The sequence below is a fragment of the Ectobacillus sp. JY-23 genome (assembly GCF_023022965.1).
Taxonomy (GTDB): domain Bacteria; phylum Bacillota; class Bacilli; order Bacillales; family Bacillaceae_G; genus Ectobacillus.
This window is the reverse complement of record NZ_CP095462.1, coordinates 3716072-3734846: the sequence shown is the minus strand read 5'-3', so window position 1 is coordinate 3734846 and position 18775 is coordinate 3716072. Positions and strand designations below refer to the sequence as shown.

Sequence of the window (18775 nt, the reverse complement as noted above, 5' to 3'; positions counted from 1 at the left end):
TGTACTCCTCCTTTTATTTTGGATGAATGCTATCAGCTAATCGTTCGCCTGCAAAAGCTACATCGTCGCTTGGAAAAAGCAGTGGAAACAACAACTCAGCAACGCGATACGCTTCTTCTAAATGTGGATAGCCAGATAAGATAAACGTATCAATGCCAAGTGCTTCGTACTCCCGAATTCTCTCAACCACTGTTTCTGGGTCACCCACAAGTGCCGTTCCTGCACCGGCACGTACGAGACCAACACCCGCCCATAAATTTGGACTAATTTCCAAGTCGTTGCGATTTCCGCTGTGGAGGGCTAGCATTCGTCTTTGACCTTCTGATTCATGTTGTTGTAGCGCTTTTTGTGCTGCAGCCACCGTTTCATCATCAACATGACGAATAAGCGCATGAGCCGCATCCCACGCCTCGTCTGCTGTTTCACGTACAATCACATGCAGTCGAATTCCAAACCTAACCGTTCGCCCGTATCTTGCCGCAAGTTGTTGTACATGTGTGATTTTCTCTTTAACTGCCGCTGGTGGCTCTCCCCATGTTAAATACACATCTACATGCTTAGCTGCAACTTCCTTTGCGATAGCAGAGGAACCCCCAAAATACAGGGGTGGATATGGAGACTGTACAGGGGGATATACATTTTTCCCGCCCTTAATATGAAAATGCTCTCCTTCAAAGTTCACCTCTTCGCCGTTTAACAAGTTGCGCCACACACTCAAAAACTCGTCAGTAACGAGATACCGCTCTGCATGACTCAGGTGAATCCCATCTGCCCCATGCTCTGCTGGACTACTGCCAGTCACCACATTGACAAGTAACCGACCACCAGACAACCTGTCAAAAGTGGATGCCATCCGGGCCGCAACCGTCGGGGACATAAGGCCGGGACGAAGCGCGACCAGAAATTTCATCCTCTCTGTCACACTCAGTAGAGAAGATGCTGTAATCCACGCATCTTCACATGACTGCCCTGTCGGTAGCAATGCACCGTGAAAGCCTAATTGATCAACCGCCTGCGCAATTTGTTTTAAGTACACATACGTCGCGGGCCGACCTCCCTTTTTCGTCCCCAAATACCGGCTGTCCCCACTTGTCGGCAAAAACCAAAGCACTTCCATCGTTAACTCTCCCTTCCCCCAACAAAAAAGGCGCACGTCATCCACAAAGTGAATGCTGTGCGCCTTCAGTTGACTGATAAGCAATATATAAATCTAGTTTCTCTTATTTTATTTATACTATTCCTATATGTCAACTATGTTTTGTGTATGTAATAAATAATTTACAAATAAGAAAGAGGCAATCACAAAGATTGCCCCTCTAGATTACCTCAACACATACGCTGCCAAAACGCTCTGCAACTCATAAATGTTCAAATTCTTGTTAAACTGCTTTTGAATCATACCGCCACCGGAAATCCAGATTTTCAGTTCCGCGTCAAGGTCGAAGCTGCCAGCTGTTTCAATGCTGAAATGCGTGATACTTCGATATGGCACGGAATGATACTCTGTTTTCTTGCCCGTAATGCCCTGCTTATCGACTAAAATTAAGCGCTTATCTGTAAAGATAAACATATCGCGAATTAAGCGGTATGCCTTTTCCACCTGCTCACCTGCAGCAAGAATGTTGCTAAACTCCTTTTGTACATCCTGTACACTCACCTCTGACGCGTTGCCCATGATACCATCTAAAAATCCCATATGTATCGCCTCCTTCTATAATTATAGCACCTTCTAACTATATGCCGGTACGAAAATAGATTTGACGCTTTTCGCTGTGAATGCTAGAATTTTAGTTAATTAAATCATCCGTTAGGTGAGGCTCCTGTATAGAGACACGCTGCTGCCCAAAAATGTCGAGAGACGCCAATGGGTCAACAGGAAAGATCGGATTAAGGTCTTTTTTAACGTAGCTGGTTTGATAGCCTATGCTATACAGTGCTAAAACTCAACGAGGGAGAAACGCAGACTGCTTACAATAAGTAGTTTCTTTTTGTTGCACAAACAGCCTTTACTCCCTTCAGAGTGAAGGCTTTTATTTTTAGGAGGTGAAATACGTGGACCCAGATAGTCCAAATCCAACACATTCATATAGCAAGCGAGGTCCATGTTTCACCTGAGCATGTACCTCGTACACAAGAGAGGTGCATATATATGATTAAAACATATCTATATAATGAAAAAACACAAAGCATGCAGCAGGATATTGCACTTGGTGACATTCCATTCTACCTCGCGCATCCGCAAAACCTGCTGTGGATTGACTTATACGATATTAAGGCTGATGAATTATATTTGATTGCAAAAACATTTGGCTTTCACCCGCTTGCGATTGAAGACTGTCTCCACGACAGTCCGCGGGCAAAGGTGGATGATTATGATGCCTACAAGTTTTTCGTGTTCCACGCGCTCCGCTACAACGAGGAAAGTGACAATGAAATTACAACGCTTGAGCTAAACGTATTTCTTGGCTCAAATTACGTGGTAACGATTCATAAGAAAAAACAGCGCTGGCTTGGACAAATGGATGCAATTTGTTCCGTGAGTCCGAAATATATGAACCGCGGGGCTGACTTTTTGCTGTATACATTGATTGACGGTATCACTGACGAGTACTTCCCGATTTTAGATCGCATCGGTGTTCGTATTGACGAGCTTGAGGATGAAATGTACGATGAAGGCGTAAAAGAGGTGACGGAAGAGTTCTTGGCGCTTAAGCGGACCATTATCTTAATTCGCCGCGTTATTTTGCCGCAAAAACGAATCTTTTTAACGATGAACGGACGATGGAAGTTCGCTATTCAAGAGCATAACATTCCCTTCTATGTTGACCTAATGGATCATATGGAACGAATTGTGGATTCCACAGAAACATACCGCGATCTTGTAAACAGTGCCCTGGATACGTATTATTCCATCATCAGCGCCAAGGCCAATGAAAAAATCAACGTACTGACGATGATTTCCACAATCATGCTTCCGCTTACGTTCGTAACCGGCTTTTTTGGGATGAATGTACCGCTTCCGTATCAGGATTCACCTGTTGCTACTGTAGTTATCTTTTTGAGTCTAGTTCTGCTCACCTATGGTATGTGGCGTTATTTTAAAAAGAATGAGTTGTTGTGAAGACCTGAGACAAGCCGCTCAGGTCTTTTTGTATGTATTTCATTTTTTCGAATGCGGCATCACTAACTTGTACCGGTTGAATTACGATATTCATTTGAACCCTCTTACGTTTCTTCAATTAGTATAGCTAAAAGCTTCTTTGCCTCTTGTGCAGACAGCGTTGCATACATGTTATCAGCATGTGTAAGCAGCACGCTGTCTCCTTCCACCCAACATTCATAGAGTACAGCCTTGGCTTCAGGGTGTGGAAAAGAGAACTGATAATCCGCAGGGCGTGTCATTTCGGCTTTCATTTGTTCCCACTTTGCACTTTCCACAATACGTAGCGCTCGCTTCACCTGCTTTGCATCAGACACGGTACGAAAGGCCTTGTATTCCGTTTCACCCGTTCGTTTGCTTACTTCAAGCGTTGTACTGGTTTGACAGCCTGTAATGAGAAAAAGTGCTATTAATATATATACGAGTTTCTTCATATTATCTCCTCCGGATACTTCAATTATCAATATATCCTAAAGACACAGCTTCCTCTCGCAGCAATCCCATTCGAATGGAATCATAGTATGCACCTTCATGATAACGGCATTTTCGCATACGTCCCTCCATAGTCATGCCTAACTTTTCACCAACCTTCATCATGCGCTCGTTACCGGACCACGTTGTGTATCCAACGCGTACAAGTGGCATCGTTGCAAACAGATGAGCAATCCACATCCGCAGCGCCCTCGTTCCGTAGCCCCCGCTCCAAAATGCTGGATCATAGATACCGATGCCCATCTCAAGCCAGCGTGACGGCTCATGCTCCCAATAATATGACACTGTTCCGATTACTTGGTCGCGTACCGTAATCACCCAGCGCTCATCCTTACCAATCCACTTCTCTCGATCTGCGATGAACGACTCGTACAGTACATGCACATGGGGAAAATACGGTGCGTCCCATTTTTTCCACTCAGGTTCTTGTTCCTCATATAAAAGCTTCCAAAGTATATCCATATCACCTGGTTCAACAGGTCTAATCGTAACTTCATTGTCTTGGTACATCTTATTCCCCTTTGCGTTTTCCTATTTGATAGCCACCGATTCCTCTAAAACAGCTGCCACTTATGTTGATTACTTGTTAAACAGCTTAATTCGGTCACTTTGAGGGTTTTTCCGGTCACTTTGAAGGTTTTTCCGGTCACTTTCCAAACTTATCAGGTTTCTTACAAGCACAGGCATAGCTTCATACATTTCATCAACCATACGCTCAATACTTTTCAAGTATGTACCAGCTGAGTCTGGCGGCGGCACTGTGACCGATTGTGATTCATTTTTGTAGATTTCATAAAACAGTGGTACCGAGCGGTTGTATTGCGTTTTGATATAATCTTGATGCTCGCGGCCCATGGCCACGACCACGTCATACTTATCCAGCATGTCTTCAAAAAATGGCGTTCGTGTAAAGGTGGATGTATCAATGCCCAGCTCCGCCATCCGCTTAAAATGAATGTCTGAAAAGCGGCTTACATCGCTGTCTGCTTGAAAGCCCGCAGAAGCAACTGTAAGAGGTAAGTTATGCTTTTGCATATAATCACGCAGACAAAACTCTGCCGTAATGCTGCGCGTGTAGTTGTCGGTACAAAGAAAGAGAATATATTTCATGTTAACAGCTCCAATCCGTGATTTAAGGAAGAACACGAACGGAGTAAGCGCCATTTTTCGGTGCCCGCTCCACTAAGATTTCAATGTCTTGCCCGTCTTCTGTTTGCACCGTGCTTTGCATAGAAGCCGATGCATCACTATCATTTCTGATACCAATATTTTGTTGTCCTTTATACCATTTCAAGTGTTTACCTTTTGTATAGATGCTACCAATGCCTATGCTATCCTCACTTTTATAAAATACAAGTAAGTTATCGTCGACCTGCTGTGTTTCTATAACATCCGCTTCTGTAATCTGTTCTGCACGAAACCCTTGCTTCATTGCATCTTGAAGGGTATTTGGTTCTTCGGAAACAACTTTACAGGCACTTAGTAGTAAGAAAAGAGCAAGCATCCATTTCTTTTTCATTTAAATACCCCTTTTTACTGATTATACAAAATTTTTAAAATATATTACATAAAAAAACAGAAGCCTACTCGACTTCTGCTTTCATATCCTTATTTGATCTCACTGTATTTCTGCAAGGCGTCCTTTACCTTTTTGGAGTCGGACTTTAGTTGATTTCCTGTTTTCACAAGAGGACTTAATGTAGAAGCCGCTTTAATTTTCCGCTTCTGATAGAAGTTTAAAATCTCATCTTGATTGATGGAATACAATACTGCTTTTCGCAACTCTTCACTTTTCGCAACGGGACGGCTTTGTGTTTTCGTGTTAAATAATAAATAGCTTACAGCATTGCTTTCTACACTTTGTAATAACAGCTTGCTGTCACTCTTTACTAAGTCATACTTTGCTTCTGGCACTGCGGAATATAAATGAATTTCGTTGTTGCGCAGTGCAGAAAGTGCACTATCAGGGTCTTTAATGAATCGAAGCTTGACATTCGCAATTTTTGGCTCATGCTTGGTACCTTTTAAATAACCAGGATTTTTATAAAATACGGCTTCATAGTCATTTTTGTGAGATAGGATATACGGTCCGCTCGCATATAGCGTGTTGTTATACTTCGCGCCTTCTGTCACAGTGTTTTGATCGCCGTATGGAATGTCCTTGTTGACATTGAAGGAGGCCACATCATACGTGTTGATGCTTTCAACTTGCTTTTTGGAAACAATGCCAGCAGATTGATGGGCTAAATAATTGAGCACCTGCGGAAATGGCTTAGTTGTCGTCAATTTCACGACTTGATATTTGCCTGATTTGTTATCAGCCTGCGCTTTGTCTGTTACAAGCTCTTTAATTTTGGCGTCTAATCCTTTCTCCAGGGCTTCTCTAACGGATTTTTTGCTGCCAGCTTGTGTCGCTTTATCAAGAGCGTCAAGATCTGTGACAAATTCCACTTTTTGGATATGCTCATGTAAGCTATACGTGCGGTGATCTGGAACAGAGCCTTTATTTTTTGCACGTTCTAATGAGAAAATAACATCATCAGCTCCAACTCGCTCGCCTGTATCTTCTGCTTTTCTGTTCACAATCTTCGCAAAGTTAATATCGTCTCGCAACAAGAAATAGTACTCAGAATTACCATCTGCAATGGTATGATTATGTGTTAATGAACCTTCAGATGTAATTTTATCATCATCTGTCAGGTTTACGAGACGAACATACATGTTCGTATTAATCATATTGATAGAACCGTCGTTTCCTTTGATTGGGTCAAGGGATGTAAAGGTAGATGCAACTTGTGTCAAAACAAGCGGGTCACTACTACGCTTGGCAGCATCTTTAAAGTCAATCGTTTCCCATGGAAGCGCACGTGATTTCGCTAGTCTCACAGAGTCTTGCTGCAAAATATCTTTGTTGATTGCCTGTGTTTTTAAAGATGTATATAAAGGGGCGATATACGCCTTATCAAACACCAGACGTTGCTCTAGTTGCTTGTATGTGTTTACATACTCTTTCGGACTTTGTGTACTTGCTTTGTCAATCAACTTATCAATCTCTGTATCTGCGAGAATACTGTAGTCACCGCCACTTTTAAACAAGGAACGTACCGCATAATCTGGATTTCCTGTCACTGTCGTCCAGCTTGATAATGCAATATCGTAATTGCCTGCATCCTGTTGCGCTTTGAACGTACCGTAATCAGGCTGTAAATTTAATTTTACCTGAAATCCATTTTTTGTTAACTGATCTCTGACAATATTTACATCGGATTCACTACTGCTTTGTGCTAAAATTTCAATCTCAACAGGATTGACATTGGTCACCTTTTTCTGGCTCTCTTCTTTATTTTCCACCACATCGGACTTTGTTTTCACGGAGCATCCTGCAATTAGCAACACAAAAGCCAAAAGAAGTCCTACTATACTCTTTTTCAATCTACATACCTCCCAATATATATTTTATGCATCTAACTTAGGGTCTAACGCATCTCGTAATCCATCTCCTAAGAAGTTAAAAGACAACACAAGAGCGATGATGCAAAAGCCCGGATAAATTGCCAGATAAGAATGTGTTTCTAAATAAGCACTACCAATCTTTAAAATATTGCCCCATTCTGGTATATGCGGCTCCACACCAAGGCCTAAATAACTTAAGCTGCTTGTTGCGATAACAGCTCCACCAAGGGTCAGCGTAGATTTAACAATCATCGGAGCCAACGAGTTTGGGACAATATGCTTAAACAAAATAGACATGTTACTAGAACCGTATGCTTTGGCAGCCATAACATATTCATAGTTGGAAACCATCATCACATTCGCGCGCATCGTTCTGGCGTAGGTTGGGATTGCCCCAACACTAAGTGCAAGGATTAAGTTGCCCAAGCTTGCACCAAAAGCTGCGATAATTGCAATTGCAAGCAACATACCTGGCACTGCATATAAGATATCCAGCAGACGCATAATCACATTGTCTGTATTCCTACCATAATAGCCTGCTAAAGCACCTAAAACTCCCCCGATAACAACCGGAATTAAAGTAGAAACTACACCGACAACTAAAGAAATACGAGCTCCAAACACAATTCTTGAAAATAAATCTCTACCAAAATTATCTGTTCCAAACGGATAAGCAAGGTTTGGAGCTTGTAAAATAGCTTCATAGTTATTTTCAATAGCGATACTATAATCGAAAGTTACATAACTGCAGATAGATATGGAAAAGACAAATACAATGAAAAATAATCCTACCATAGCCGTCATATTACGTGTAACTTTCTCTATTACATTGCGCCAGCTCATTGTAGCCATATATGTACTACTATTGCGTAATTTGCTAAATAAGCTGAGCGTGAGAAATAAAGCAAACAAATTCCCTGTAACAACAGTACATATAAGCGGAATTAACACATAACGAAGAGATCTATGTGCTGTATCATCTGTCACATATTTAGCCACCAGCAATAGTACTACTACGTAAAACAGCACAACTACGAGTAAACTGGACATACCAATTAAAAATGTATCTGCTACATATGGCTTAAATAGATTAAGAGCTGATATAGCGAAAACTGCAAGTTGCGTTAACAACATATATACGGCAAGTGTATAGTCTGCTGTCTTTTCCTTTTTGATAAAATGTAACGCACTAGCTACCATGATTACATGACCAACAAAAATACTAGCCAATTGGAGGTAACCCCAACGTCTTGTTTTATCTTGTAACGTTCCCCATTTCATCAGATCACTTCTAATTTGGAACAAAATCCACCCCTGCAGCACTGTAAATATAAGGTATGCAAGAAATAGTACACCTACATAGGTGTGAACGGTTTGCTTGCCTAGGTCATAGCTATTACCTAAAAGCATAATTGCTATCATTGCAGAGCTAATTGTTGTGAACCCGGCTTGTTTATATTCTGCAGAGGCTTTGAGAATGTTCATTCTTTGATAATCTTCTACTCTTTTCATCTTCTTGCACATCCCTTACCACTACTTTAATATTGTTTCATCTTTGAGCGGATTCGCGGATCAAAAAATGCGTACAATATATCAATGATTACGTTGACCAGAGAAATTGTGATGGCTACATAAATGACACCACCAAGGATACTCGGAATATCTGGAATAAACTGTTTATCGACAATATAACTTCCAATTCCGCTAATATTAAATACTTTTTCCGTAACAGCAGCTCCTCCGAGCATGCCCCCAAACAATAAACCAATCACTGTTATAATGGGAATCATGGCATTGCCGATAGCATGCCCCCATAAAATTTCCTTTGCGCTTAAGCCCTTTGCTTTTGCTGTTGTGATGTAATCTTCATTAATAATTTCCAGCATAGACGACCTTGTCATACGAGCAATGGAGGCTGTTAATCCAGTTCCCAATACAACTGCTGGCATGATAACAGACAACCAATTTTCCGGATCGAATGTAGCAGGTAACCACTGCAACTTAATGGAGAAATTTAAGATAAAGATCAGCCCTTGCCAAAAGTTCGGGATAGACAATCCGAGTAAAGCCACAAACATAAACGCGTAATCAAAAAATGAGTTTGGTCTTGTCGCAGCAAGAATTCCAATTGGTATGGCAATCAGTACCGCCATTACTAAAGATACAATCGCTAGTGTAAGTGTAATCGGAAATTTCTTTGCAATACTGGCTGTAACATCCTCATTTCCTGCGAATGACAGACCTAAGTCAAATGTCGCAATTCCCTTTACCGTACTCCATAACTGACTCAAATACGATTGATCCAACCCATACAAATGGTTGAATGCTGCAATTTGTTCTTTTGTGGCTGTTTCTCCAAGAATATTGGCAGCCGGGTTAAACGGCGATAAAAATAGAAGTGTAAATACAAGAACAGATACACCAAAAATAACAAACAAACTCATAACGAGTCGCTCAACTGTATATTTTACGTAGGGGTTACTTACCAAAAAAATTAATATGTACATTGGTAAACCAGGAATAAAGGTTACTAGCAAAAAAAACGGATTGGATAAGAGCTGTTGAAAGGTTTCTGTAAATGTTACTCTCTTGTCTCCCTCGCTAGCCAACCGCGCCTCTGCTTCTATGAAAACTGCACGATTAAATTCTTCTTCTGTCCATTTTTTAATCGTTTGTTGCGCTTTTTCTTCTGATACATGTTGATTGAAAAAAGCCTGTTTTGTGTGAAACTGTTGTGTCATAACTTCCTGTAATTGATCTCTATAGCCGTTAAGCAACCATTCATTTCTTACTTCTTGGAGCACCCTATCATATGAATCATTTTTTCTTTTTTTCCAATAAACAGCAAGTGCAATGAAGGTAACCGGTAGTCCCATCAAAAGCACTAACCATCTATATATATAACTTCTTTGCAACTTACTATACGTTTGGCTAATGACTTCTCTCTTAATAACACTTGTATTTTCTTGCTTTATTCTTGTAATCTCCAAGTATATATTCCTCCTTTCTTTCAATTGTATTATTCCGATAAAAATAGTATACTTTAAGTTATATTTTAAATAAAGAAAATATTTTTAAAAAAGAAAGAAAATTTCAATGGTAGGTGGAGAAGTTGGAACCCATATTAGAAGTGAAAGACTTACATGTATCTTTTCAATTGCAAAAACAAGAGTATCAAGCAGTTCGAGGTGTGAGCTTTGAAGTAAAAAAAGGCGAGATACTCGGGATAGTAGGGGAATCCGGTAGTGGCAAAAGTGTCACAGCTCGCTCTATTATGCGCCTGTTGCCATCACCTCCTGCATTTGTGAAGCAAGGAGAAATTCTTTTTAAAGGAGAGAATCTCGCCGATAAAACGGAAAAAGAAATGGAATATATACGCGGGCGCGATATTAGTATGATTTTTCAGGATCCAATGACATCTTTAAATCCTACCATTCGCGTCGGAAAACAAATTGCCGAATCCTTAATTAAGCATCAAAACCTCTCCAAACAGGAAGCGAAAGGCCAAACCATTGAAATGCTTCAGCTCGTTGGTATTCATGATAGCGAAATCCGCTACAATCAATATCCACATGAATTTTCCGGCGGAATGAGACAACGCGCAATGATTGCACTTGCACTTGCCTGTAACCCAGCCCTGTTAATCGCAGATGAGCCAACAACCGCATTGGATGTGACTGTGCAGGCACAAATTTTGCGCTTAATGAAAAATATGCAAACACGTTTTGATACCTCCATCATACTTATTACCCATGATTTTGGTGTTGTTGCAGGCATGTGTGATCGTGTGGCCGTCATGAAGGATGGAGAGATTGTTGAATATGGCACAACAGAAGAGGTGTTTACAGCGCCTAAACATCCATACACAAAAAGGTTACTACATGCACTGCCTCGTTTACATGAACCAAAAAAACCAAAGCAGCACCTGCAAATAAAAACAGCTGAACAAACGCAACCTTTAATTGAAGTTAAATCGCTAAAGCAATATTTTGATTTAGGAAAAGGGCAAATCATAAAAGCCGTAGATGATATAAGCTTTTATATTCGTGAAGGGGAAACATTGGGCATTGTTGGTGAATCAGGCTCAGGAAAATCAACGACAGGACGCGCCATTCTGCAATTACATACGCCCACCGCTGGAGATGTATATTACAAAGGTATTTCCATGAACCGTTTGTCAAAAAAAGAAATGCAAATCATGCGACGCCATATGCAAATGATTTTCCAAGACCCATATTCCTCCTTAAACCCGCGCTTTAAAGTGCTCGATATTATTGGAGAAGTTCTAGATATCCATGGTTTGGCAGGAGGAAAATTGGAAAGAACAAAAAAGGTAGAAACACTGTTAGATATGGTAGGGTTAAGCCCCTCTCATGCGATGCGTTATCCCCATGAGTTTTCCGGTGGACAAAGACAGCGTATTGGGATTGCACGTGCATTAGCAGTAGAGCCTAAATTTTTGGTGTGTGACGAACCGCTTTCAGCTCTAGATGTATCTATTCAAGCTCAAGTTGTCACATTACTGGAAGAACTGCAACAGCGACTTGGCCTTACCTACCTATTCATTGCTCATGATTTATCTATGGTCAAACATATTAGCGATAGAGTAGCGGTTATGTATGGGGGGAAAATCGTTGAAATTGCCGAAAGTGAAGAGTTATATAGCAATCCACAACACGATTATACAAAAGCATTGTTAAAAGCCATACCTATTCCTGACCCTACTATTAAACTTAAAAACGAACCAGTAATACATGAGGAAAGTAAACAAACTTATGATTTACATAATAGTAAATTAGTAGAGGTTTCTAACGGTCATTGGGTCGCAGTACCGCAATAATACTTTCATAATAAAAGAGGATGTAACCTAAGTGGTGGGACATCCTCTTTTATATAGCATATAAACACTTTAGGGTGAAGCTACATGATAACTACTTTTACATTTCGTTCTTCACTAAAAAATCCAATTCAAAAAATGCCTGATAGCTTTGTAATGTATAATCTGCTGCAGCGCATCCGAGTACGAAATTTTCAGCTGCTTATAAATGTCTCGCTCTCCCAATACCTCTGCCAGCATATTGGTGTACGCTGGATATGTATCAAACAGCGTTCCGTCAAAATCCCATAAAATATTCATATTATCACTCTTTTCTTGTTAGTTGACTTGATGAAACACCCGCAAAATAAATGCCCGGTCTGGCACTTCTAATCGTTCATACGATGCCAAAAAGTACTTTTTCTCATATATCGCAGCGCATAGCTCTACTTCAATCGTAGCTCCGACGGTCACAATTGCATAGGGCGCGACCCCGCCGCAGCCGAGCGCACCTGGATTGATGTACATCGGACTTGTGCTTCGAAAATCATGTACAGGATGATGATGACCAAAACAGATGCAATCGGCCTCGCAATTAGCAAAGAGCTGCCGCATGTTTGCGAGCGTAGGCTCGACAATGGGACTGAACGGATCGTCGCTAATGGGTGCATCCGGTTTCGCGAGCTGATAGTGTAGAAATAAAAAACGATGCCCCTGTATCTCCTGCTGCATTGTGCGCGGTAAAGCGGCTAGCTTGGAAATGAACATCGGATTCAGCCGCTCTGCAATCCACTGATGATGCTCTCTCGTCTGCGCATGACTTTGAGGGTACATCTCTCCTTTTACAAGTGCCAATACGGCTTCATCATGGTTGCCGGTCACCATCGTCACATCATGTCGCGCAAACAACATGTCCAGCACTTCATTCGTATCAGGCCCAATCGCAATCATATCACCTAAGCAATATATATGCTCAATATCTCTCATCCTATCAATCTCATGTAAAACGGCACGCAAGGCAGGTGCGTTGCCGTGAATGTCTGTAATGACTGCAAATCGCAAGACTTCACCTTCTTTTTTATCAATCAATTCACTTACATATTTCAACATAAATAGCCAAATCCCCTGCTATTTCGTGCTATAATTGCAATATTACAAACATGCTATACTGAGACTGAAGCAAATACAGTCAGGAGTGTTGTAAGTGCTGCAAGCAACTTTGATATTTTTGTTAGCTGGCTTAGCTGAAATTGGCGGCGGTTATTTGATGTGGCAATGGCTTCGTGAAGGTGCCTCAGGCTGGCTGGGATTGTTGGGCGGCATAGCACTTGTGCTGTACGGTATTATTGCCACCTGGCAGGCGTTTCCTAGCTGTGGTCGCGTGTATGCAGCCTATGGCGGCGTGTTCATTGTAATGAGTCTGTTTTGGTGCTGACTGATCGATAAAAAAACACCAGATACATATGATTGGCTGGGCGGCGTGCTTTGTATCGTTGGCGTCTGTGTGATGCTGTGGCCCAGAAGCTAATGGAAAAAGCACTGTCGAGGGACAGTGCTTTTTCTTATGCGATTTCCTCTACTGGGTGTTCCTGCGGCTTGGCGAAATAATAGCCTTGAAACAAGTCGTAGCCCAGTGCTTGTAGATACGCAAGGTCCTCCTCTGCTTCTACCCCTTCTGCTAAAGCGAGAGCATGCATACCGTGTGCCGCTTCTAACACGCGCTTTGCCATATCCTGCTTGTCTAGATCCGTGCTGACGCCGTTTGTAAACTCGATTGCTAGTTTGACAATATCTGGCCGCAAATCCTCCAGCAGCTCGATATTGTTATAGCCAGTGCCTACGTCATCAAGCGCGTATTTAAAGCCGTGATCTCTGTAGTAGCGTAAAATTCGCTTAAGATGGGCAATGTCTTTCACTTTGTCTGTCTCAACGACCTCAAATACAATTTGCGCGGGATCCATGTTTAATTCTTCAATTAGCTGAATCGTTGTCGCTAGACAATGCTCCGGTACGTAAATTGATGTTGGGATAAAGTTAATAAATAACAGTTTGTCTGTTACACCGCTTGCATTTTGAATACAAGCCAGCCGGCACGCTCGGTCCAAGGCAAAAAGGCGATTGCGCACACGCGCCGCTTCAAATAAGGTAAATGGCGGGATGAGACGATCATTCTCTCCGACACCTCGTGAAAGCAGCTCGTGACCGATAACCTCTCCCTGTCTGCTGACAATGGGCTGATAATGGGTCCGAATGCGGCGCTCTTGAATGATATCATCAATCCAGGCTGCTTCTCTTTCTGCGACAAATTCACGAATCGGCTTATACGCTTCTTCTTGCCCCTGCGCGAACACCGCATCAGCGCCGCCGTGTATGCCTAAATAATCCATGACATCAAAAAAGATATGTTCTTCCATCCACATTGTTTGTGTATCTATATGTATAAAATCAGTAGCCGCAAAACTGCTAAAATACATAGCTAGCTTTTGAGCTATGACTTCGTCCGTTATATGTACGCGATAACCACGCTTTGTAATCTGGCAGACGTCACATACTTGTCTCATCTTAGTATTCCTTTCTCTTAAAACATTATATCTATATTATAAGATTATAAGACTGTCATTGTATAGAGGATGTTTTTTACTTCTATTGAATCACATAACAGGAGGTGTTGTATGAAACAGTTAATTCTACTGCTTATCTTGCTTACTGGCTGCTCATCGCAAACGACTACATCTATGCAAACCGAACAAACGGCCTTAAGCATCTACCAGCATCATTATTCCGTTGTGCTTTTCCAGTTCGGGCAAATCGTTCATCATTTAGAAGCAGCGGAGACCGAACAAGACCTAGCGTACGCGAAAGGCTACATGGAGGCCTTTTTACAAAGTCCGCCGAATGTGATTGCCGGCATCATCCGAGACGATCAGCACGCTTACGACAAGCTGGTTGCGAAACAGCTACAACCGTATATAGAGCACTTGTTTCTGGATTTAGACGTATATACACGTTACCTACAGAAGCTAGATACAGCGGGCATACAAGCGCTTAAACCCGAGCTTGCCGATTTGTATGACTTAGAACGGGAGCTAAACGACGAGCGCTACCAATCTGGAGAGATCGCATATGAGAAAGCGCTAGTACGTTTTCAGGAGATACTGCGAGCGCGAGTGGAAAAGAGTAGCAATTTATGATAGGCTAACTTCATACTTATGTAGTGTTACGATGAGGTGTATGCATGAAGGAAAAACTGTTGTACAAATTACAAAATTATGAAAAAGCAGTCAAACGATTACAAGAAGCTGCCGCTTTACCGCTCGAGCAATCTATTATAGTAGATGGCATTATTCAGCGATTCGAATTTACATATGAGCTTGCTTGGAAACTCATGAAATCTTTTTTGGAATATGAAGGTATTGTGGGAATCAGTTCGCCTCGAGCTGTGTTTAAAGAAGCCTATAGTACAGGAATGATTCAAAATGCTGAAGCCTGGCTCAGTATGATTACCGATAGAAATATGACATCCCATACATATGATGAAAAAATGGCTCGGCTTGTTTGTCAGCGAATTATCTCACAGCATATACAAGTGCTTCTCCAGTTTCTTCATAGTTTACATGAAAAGGTGCGTACACTATGATGGATAAAGTGGTTGCACAGATTGTATCTATCCTAGACGCTTACAAAGGAATAGAGGAAGTGTACTTATTTGGTTCACGCGCAGCTGGTACAGCTAGTGAGCGTTCCGATTATGACATCGCCATTCGGACGAACGGGTTGTCAGACATCGAATTTAATTTGTTGGTTTTACATGTGCAGGAGGAAGTATGGACGCTATGCAAAATTGATATGTTACATTTGAATAACGTTGACAACCCAGAGCTTCTTGCGAATGTGTATAAAGGTGTTTGTTTGTTGAAGGTATAACAGAATCGTTGCTTATAACGGTTCTTTTTTTATGCATACACACAAAAACGTGTGATATAGTATACAAAAAGGGGGTTTTTGATTTGTATACTATACATATTACTGTTGGGCAAAACGTAAAGCGACTGCGCGCACAGCGCGGGTGGAGTTTGGATAAAACAGCGGAAATGACGGGTGTTAGTAAGGGGATGCTGCACCAAATTGAGCGCGGCGAGACGCAGCCGACCGTGACGACGCTCTGGAAAATTGCGACGGGGCTGCATGTGTCATTTTCCTCACTCCTACAGGAGGATCATGGGTCGGTATCTGTTGTACAGCGTAAAAGCGCACCGGATATTACAGAGGACAACGGCAATTGCCTGGTGTATGTGCTGTTTCCCTTTGACCCGCAAACCCAAATTGAAATCTTCACGATTATCCTGAAAGCAGGCTCTTCTTACCGTTCTACGCCGCATAACGAGGGCGTGCACGAGCATATTACAGTCACGTCTGGTACCTTTCAAATTCGTATTGATGACCAAGCGTACACACTTGAGGCAGGTGAAGCAATCCGCTTCGCTGGCAACGTACCGCATTCCTATCATAACGCTGGAGACGACGAAGCTGTGATTCAGGTGGTGATGCATTATGGCGATGTATAAGCGCGATATATCGGCATCTGCACTTACCGCCGCATTCGTAGCAACGATGGTCGGCTATGCCGGACCACTGTTAATTATTTTTCAAGCGGCGGAACTTGCCGGACTAAATCACGCGCAGCTTTCCTCTTGGATCTGGGCCATTTCCTTCGGCTGCGGCATTACATCCTTTTTTCTCAGCATGTATTACCGTGTGCCTGTGCTAACGGCGTGGTCAACGCCTGGCGCTGTGCTGCTTGTATCTGGCTGGGCGCAGTATTCCTACAGTGAAGCCATCGGTGCTTTTTTCATATCAGCTGTGATCATTACGATACTAGGTATTACCGGTATCTTTGAAAAGCTAATGAACCGCATTCCCATGGCAATCATCTCAGCAATGCTCGCCGGTGTTCTTTTGCAGTTCGGACTCGATGTCTTTGTGTCCATCGGCTCCTTCCCTGCTCTTGTTGTGCCGATGATTCTCGTGTACGTGCTGACAAAGCGCTGGCTGCCGCGCTATGCAGTCATTTTGACGCTCCTCGTTGGCATTAGCTTGGCTGCTGGCTTTGGACGTTTTCATTTCCATGATGTAACCGTCAGCGCTGTTTATCCGGTTTTCACCATGCCAACCTTTTCACTAGATTCACTGATTGGTCTCGCCCTTCCGCTTTGCATCGTCACGATGACGGCACAAAACGCAACCGGCATCGGTGTTTTGCGGGCCAGCGGCTACAACACACCCGCAAGTCCGCTCATTTCGGTCACCGGCATCGCCTCCCTGCTGCTAGCACCGTTTGGCTCGCACAGTCTTAATATCGCTGCCATCACCGCGGCGATTTGTACCGGAGAAGAAGCGCATCCTGACAAAAATAAGCGGTATATCGCTGGTATGGCGGCTGGTGTTCTTTATGTGTTGTACGGCTTTGGCGGCGCAACCATCACCTCCTTTTTTAGCGCTTTTCCAAGGGAGCTTATTCTGGTGATTGGCGGTCTCGCACTTCTTCCGTCTATCAGTTCTAGTCTCGCGCAGGCGATGGCGGGCAGCCAAAAAGAAAGCGCACTAATCACCTTCCTTGTGACAGCTTCCGGTGTTACAGCGTTTGGCATTGGTTCGGCGTTTTGGGGCTTACTTGCAGGAATTTGTGTGCATACCGTTTGGTCAAAACGGTTGTACGCTCCTATGAAAAAAGTTGTATAATGGATATAAATTACATTTTTAACAGGGGGTTCTGTGTGAAGCTTATCCAATATACCTTGTTCAACGCTTTGTTTTATATGTTATTATATATTTTTATCTGGAAGCCTAGTATCGTACTCATAACGGAAAGTACGGTATCTGCCTTATTGCCTGTATTTGGCGCCATCGGCTTCGCACTGCTTTTTACCCATGTGCTGCGAAATGTAGACAAACGACTTTATGTATACAGTCACATCCCCTGCTTATTCGTTCTCGCACTGCTTTTACTGCGCTAGTATTTAGAAGGAGGTTCATACTTGCAGCAATACATCACAGAACTTTTTACTACCTATGAACAAATCGCTTTTTTACTAAGCATTCTCATCAATATCCTCATCAGCGTGCTTGGCGTGGTGCCGAGCGTATTTTTGACAGCGGCTAATCTCACTGTATTCGGGCTTTGGGAAGGCTTGCTTCTTTCATTTATTGGCGAAGCGGTCGGTGCGGTTGTGGCGTTCTATTTATACCGCAAAGGCTTTCGCAGCATGACAGAACGCAAGCTTTCTCATCCGAAGGTGCAAAAGCTTCTCAGAGCACAAGACAGAGAAGCCTTTTCCCTCATTCTCGCTCTGCGGCTTTTGCCCTTCGTACCGTCTGGTTTAGTCACGTTCGTTGCCGCAATCGGCCGCGTCTCGCTGCTTGTCTTTGCGGTCGCGAGCTCACTTGGCAAAGTGCCAGCACTTCTCATTGAAGGGTATTCCGTCTATCAGGTCATCAATTGGACATGGGAGGGCAAGGTGATTGTTACGGCGCTGGCAGTTGTGCTGCTGTTTATCACATGGCGCAGACTGCGGAAGTAATTGAAAAAACCATGATACATTGTCATGGTTTTTTTATCCTTCAGCTTGCAAGCACCTATCTTTAAAGTGCTTACGCGTCAAGAGAAGCTGCGACTGCGATGCTCCATATCATGAAAACAAATGATATTGTAAGAAAAAATGTGTTACGCGCAGTCGGCTGGTCACGTTTTATTTTCTTTAAGATTTCTACAAGGTTAAGACAAAAAATGATAGCTAAAATAGGCATAAAATAAATACAAACAAAAATAAATGTGCTCATTTTTATCCCCCTTTTTA

At 42.5% G+C, this 18775-nt stretch carries 21 protein-coding genes, 2 pseudogenes and 1 riboswitch; of the genes and pseudogenes, 10 read left to right on the top strand and 13 right to left on the bottom strand.

From position 1 onward, the window contains the following. Positions 1-13: 13 nt before the first annotated feature. Both ssuD and MUG87_RS18915 read right to left on the bottom strand, forming a co-directional pair. Positions 14-1117, bottom strand: a complete 1104-nt coding sequence (gene ssuD, locus MUG87_RS18920) for an FMNH2-dependent alkanesulfonate monooxygenase (protein WP_247084225.1) — start codon at positions 1115-1117, stop codon at positions 14-16. Between the two features lie 204 nt (positions 1118-1321). Next, positions 1322-1696: a PH domain-containing protein gene (locus MUG87_RS18915; RefSeq protein WP_124565683.1), complete on the bottom strand. Its 375-nt coding sequence runs from the start codon at positions 1694-1696 to the stop codon at positions 1322-1324. 100 nt (positions 1697-1796) lie between these two features. After that, a riboswitch (M-box (ykoK) riboswitch) is annotated at positions 1797-1960 on the top strand. Positions 1961-2149: 189 nt separating this feature from the next. Here MUG87_RS18915 and corA point away from each other — a divergent pair. Continuing rightward, entirely contained in the window at positions 2150-3121 is a 972-nt protein-coding gene (gene corA, locus MUG87_RS18910) for a magnesium/cobalt transporter CorA (protein WP_247084224.1), read from the top strand. A 104-nt stretch (positions 3122-3225) separates the two neighbouring features. Here the strand turns inward: corA and MUG87_RS18905 are convergent, their stop codons facing one another. The 7 genes from MUG87_RS18905 to MUG87_RS18875 form a co-directional block, all read right to left on the bottom strand. Beyond that, a complete protein-coding gene (locus MUG87_RS18905; RefSeq protein ID WP_247084223.1) occupies positions 3226-3594 on the bottom strand; it encodes a YhfM domain-containing protein in 369 nt (122 codons plus the stop codon). Positions 3595-3613: 19 nt separating this feature from the next. Beyond that, positions 3614-4162, bottom strand: a complete 549-nt coding sequence (locus MUG87_RS18900) for a GNAT family N-acetyltransferase (RefSeq protein WP_247084222.1) — start codon at positions 4160-4162, stop codon at positions 3614-3616. A gap of 69 nt (positions 4163-4231) precedes the next feature. Next, complete coding sequence (locus MUG87_RS18895; RefSeq protein WP_247084221.1) at positions 4232-4762, bottom strand: arsenate-mycothiol transferase ArsC; 531 nt, start codon at positions 4760-4762, stop codon at positions 4232-4234. Between the two features lie 22 nt (positions 4763-4784). Beyond that, positions 4785-5171: a hypothetical protein gene (locus MUG87_RS18890; protein WP_247084212.1), complete on the bottom strand. Its 387-nt coding sequence runs from the start codon at positions 5169-5171 to the stop codon at positions 4785-4787. An 89-nt stretch (positions 5172-5260) separates the two neighbouring features. Continuing rightward, the gene (locus MUG87_RS18885; protein WP_247084210.1) at positions 5261-7084 is read right to left on the bottom strand and encodes an ABC transporter substrate-binding protein; all 1824 of its coding nucleotides are present in this window, start codon (positions 7082-7084) and stop codon (positions 5261-5263) included. 24 nt (positions 7085-7108) lie between these two features. Next, positions 7109-8617, bottom strand: coding sequence for an ABC transporter permease (locus MUG87_RS18880; RefSeq protein ID WP_247084208.1), 1509 nt, complete (start codon positions 8615-8617; stop codon positions 7109-7111). A 26-nt stretch (positions 8618-8643) separates the two neighbouring features. After that, positions 8644-9981 carry an ABC transporter permease gene (locus tag MUG87_RS18875; RefSeq protein ID WP_247087799.1) on the bottom strand — a complete coding sequence of 446 codons (1338 nt, stop codon included), beginning with the start codon at positions 9979-9981 and terminating at the stop codon, positions 8644-8646. A gap of 236 nt (positions 9982-10217) precedes the next feature. Here MUG87_RS18875 and MUG87_RS18870 point away from each other — a divergent pair, with 236 nt between their 5' ends. Then, positions 10218-11945: an ABC transporter ATP-binding protein gene (locus tag MUG87_RS18870; RefSeq protein ID WP_247084206.1), complete on the top strand. Its 1728-nt coding sequence runs from the start codon at positions 10218-10220 to the stop codon at positions 11943-11945. 165 nt (positions 11946-12110) lie between these two features. On the opposite strand, the pseudogene MUG87_RS18865 reads toward MUG87_RS18870, so the two are convergent. Both MUG87_RS18865 and MUG87_RS18860 read right to left on the bottom strand, forming a co-directional pair. After that, a pseudogene (locus MUG87_RS18865) lies at positions 12111-12242 on the bottom strand (HAD family hydrolase); the annotation flags it as partial. Between the two features lie 18 nt (positions 12243-12260). Then, positions 12261-13031 (bottom strand): metallophosphoesterase family protein, encoded by a 771-nt coding sequence (locus MUG87_RS18860; protein WP_247084204.1) that lies wholly within the window; start codon positions 13029-13031, stop codon positions 12261-12263. A 94-nt stretch (positions 13032-13125) separates the two neighbouring features. Between MUG87_RS18860 and MUG87_RS18855 the strand changes: the two are divergent. Continuing rightward, positions 13126-13449 (top strand): annotated as a pseudogene (locus MUG87_RS18855) (YnfA family protein). Between the two features lie 34 nt (positions 13450-13483). Here the strand turns inward: MUG87_RS18855 and MUG87_RS18850 are convergent. Further along, complete coding sequence (locus MUG87_RS18850) at positions 13484-14482, bottom strand: EAL domain-containing protein (RefSeq protein ID WP_247084203.1); 999 nt, start codon at positions 14480-14482, stop codon at positions 13484-13486. A gap of 111 nt (positions 14483-14593) precedes the next feature. Between MUG87_RS18850 and MUG87_RS18845 the strand changes: the two genes are divergently transcribed. The 7 genes from MUG87_RS18845 to MUG87_RS18815 all read left to right on the top strand — a co-directional run bounded on the left by MUG87_RS18845 (position 14594) and on the right by MUG87_RS18815 (position 18499). Further along, positions 14594-15112 carry a hypothetical protein gene (locus MUG87_RS18845; RefSeq protein ID WP_247084202.1) on the top strand — a complete coding sequence of 173 codons (519 nt, stop codon included), beginning with the start codon at positions 14594-14596 and terminating at the stop codon, positions 15110-15112. A 44-nt stretch (positions 15113-15156) separates the two neighbouring features. Then, complete coding sequence (locus MUG87_RS18840; protein WP_247084201.1) at positions 15157-15558, top strand: nucleotidyltransferase substrate binding protein; 402 nt, start codon at positions 15157-15159, stop codon at positions 15556-15558. Beyond that, positions 15555-15845: a nucleotidyltransferase domain-containing protein gene (locus MUG87_RS18835; RefSeq protein ID WP_247084200.1), complete on the top strand. Its 291-nt coding sequence runs from the start codon at positions 15555-15557 to the stop codon at positions 15843-15845. The genes MUG87_RS18840 and MUG87_RS18835 overlap by 4 nt, the downstream gene beginning before the upstream one ends. A gap of 83 nt (positions 15846-15928) precedes the next feature. Continuing rightward, positions 15929-16486 carry a helix-turn-helix domain-containing protein gene (locus MUG87_RS18830; protein WP_247084198.1) on the top strand — a complete coding sequence of 186 codons (558 nt, stop codon included), beginning with the start codon at positions 15929-15931 and terminating at the stop codon, positions 16484-16486. Beyond that, entirely contained in the window at positions 16473-17660 is a 1188-nt protein-coding gene (locus tag MUG87_RS18825; protein WP_368042548.1) for a benzoate/H(+) symporter BenE family transporter, read from the top strand. Before MUG87_RS18830 ends, MUG87_RS18825 begins: the two co-directional genes overlap by 14 nt. A 35-nt stretch (positions 17661-17695) precedes the next feature. Further along, positions 17696-17935 carry a hypothetical protein gene (locus MUG87_RS18820; RefSeq protein ID WP_247084195.1) on the top strand — a complete coding sequence of 80 codons (240 nt, stop codon included), beginning with the start codon at positions 17696-17698 and terminating at the stop codon, positions 17933-17935. Positions 17936-17956: 21 nt separating this feature from the next. Next, entirely contained in the window at positions 17957-18499 is a 543-nt protein-coding gene (locus MUG87_RS18815) for a TVP38/TMEM64 family protein (protein WP_247084193.1), read from the top strand. A gap of 70 nt (positions 18500-18569) precedes the next feature. On the opposite strand, the gene MUG87_RS18810 is transcribed toward MUG87_RS18815, so the two are convergent. Then, positions 18570-18758 (bottom strand): hypothetical protein, encoded by a 189-nt coding sequence (locus MUG87_RS18810; RefSeq protein WP_247084191.1) that lies wholly within the window; start codon positions 18756-18758, stop codon positions 18570-18572. Positions 18759-18775: the final 17 nt, after the last annotated feature.

Excerpts from the sequence above, each read along its gene's own strand:
- ssuD (WP_247084225.1), bottom strand. The coding sequence starts at position 1,117 with ATGGAAGTGCTTTGGTTTTTGCCGACAAGTGGGGACAGCCGGTATTTG.
- MUG87_RS18915 (WP_124565683.1), bottom strand. The coding sequence starts at position 1,696 with ATGGGATTTTTAGATGGTATCATGGGCAACGCGTCAGAGGTGAGTGTA.
- corA (WP_247084224.1), top strand. The coding sequence starts at position 2,150 with ATGATTAAAACATATCTATATAATGAAAAAACACAAAGCATGCAGCAG.
- MUG87_RS18905 (WP_247084223.1), bottom strand. The coding sequence starts at position 3,594 with ATGAAGAAACTCGTATATATATTAATAGCACTTTTTCTCATTACAGGC.
- MUG87_RS18900 (WP_247084222.1), bottom strand. The coding sequence starts at position 4,162 with ATGTACCAAGACAATGAAGTTACGATTAGACCTGTTGAACCAGGTGAT.
- MUG87_RS18895 (WP_247084221.1), bottom strand. The coding sequence starts at position 4,762 with ATGAAATATATTCTCTTTCTTTGTACCGACAACTACACGCGCAGCATT.
- MUG87_RS18890 (WP_247084212.1), bottom strand. The coding sequence starts at position 5,171 with ATGAAAAAGAAATGGATGCTTGCTCTTTTCTTACTACTAAGTGCCTGT.
- MUG87_RS18880 (WP_247084208.1), bottom strand. The coding sequence starts at position 8,617 with ATGAAAAGAGTAGAAGATTATCAAAGAATGAACATTCTCAAAGCCTCT.
- MUG87_RS18875 (WP_247087799.1), bottom strand. The coding sequence starts at position 9,981 with ATGGGACTACCGGTTACCTTCATTGCACTTGCTGTTTATTGGAAAAAA.
- MUG87_RS18860 (WP_247084204.1), bottom strand. The coding sequence starts at position 13,031 with ATGTTGAAATATGTAAGTGAATTGATTGATAAAAAAGAAGGTGAAGTC.
- MUG87_RS18850 (WP_247084203.1), bottom strand. The coding sequence starts at position 14,482 with ATGAGACAAGTATGTGACGTCTGCCAGATTACAAAGCGTGGTTATCGC.
- MUG87_RS18845 (WP_247084202.1), top strand. The coding sequence starts at position 14,594 with ATGAAACAGTTAATTCTACTGCTTATCTTGCTTACTGGCTGCTCATCG.
- MUG87_RS18840 (WP_247084201.1), top strand. The coding sequence starts at position 15,157 with ATGAAGGAAAAACTGTTGTACAAATTACAAAATTATGAAAAAGCAGTC.
- MUG87_RS18835 (WP_247084200.1), top strand. The coding sequence starts at position 15,555 with ATGATGGATAAAGTGGTTGCACAGATTGTATCTATCCTAGACGCTTAC.
- MUG87_RS18825 (WP_368042548.1), top strand. The coding sequence starts at position 16,473 with ATGGCGATGTATAAGCGCGATATATCGGCATCTGCACTTACCGCCGCA.
- MUG87_RS18810 (WP_247084191.1), bottom strand. The coding sequence starts at position 18,758 with ATGAGCACATTTATTTTTGTTTGTATTTATTTTATGCCTATTTTAGCT.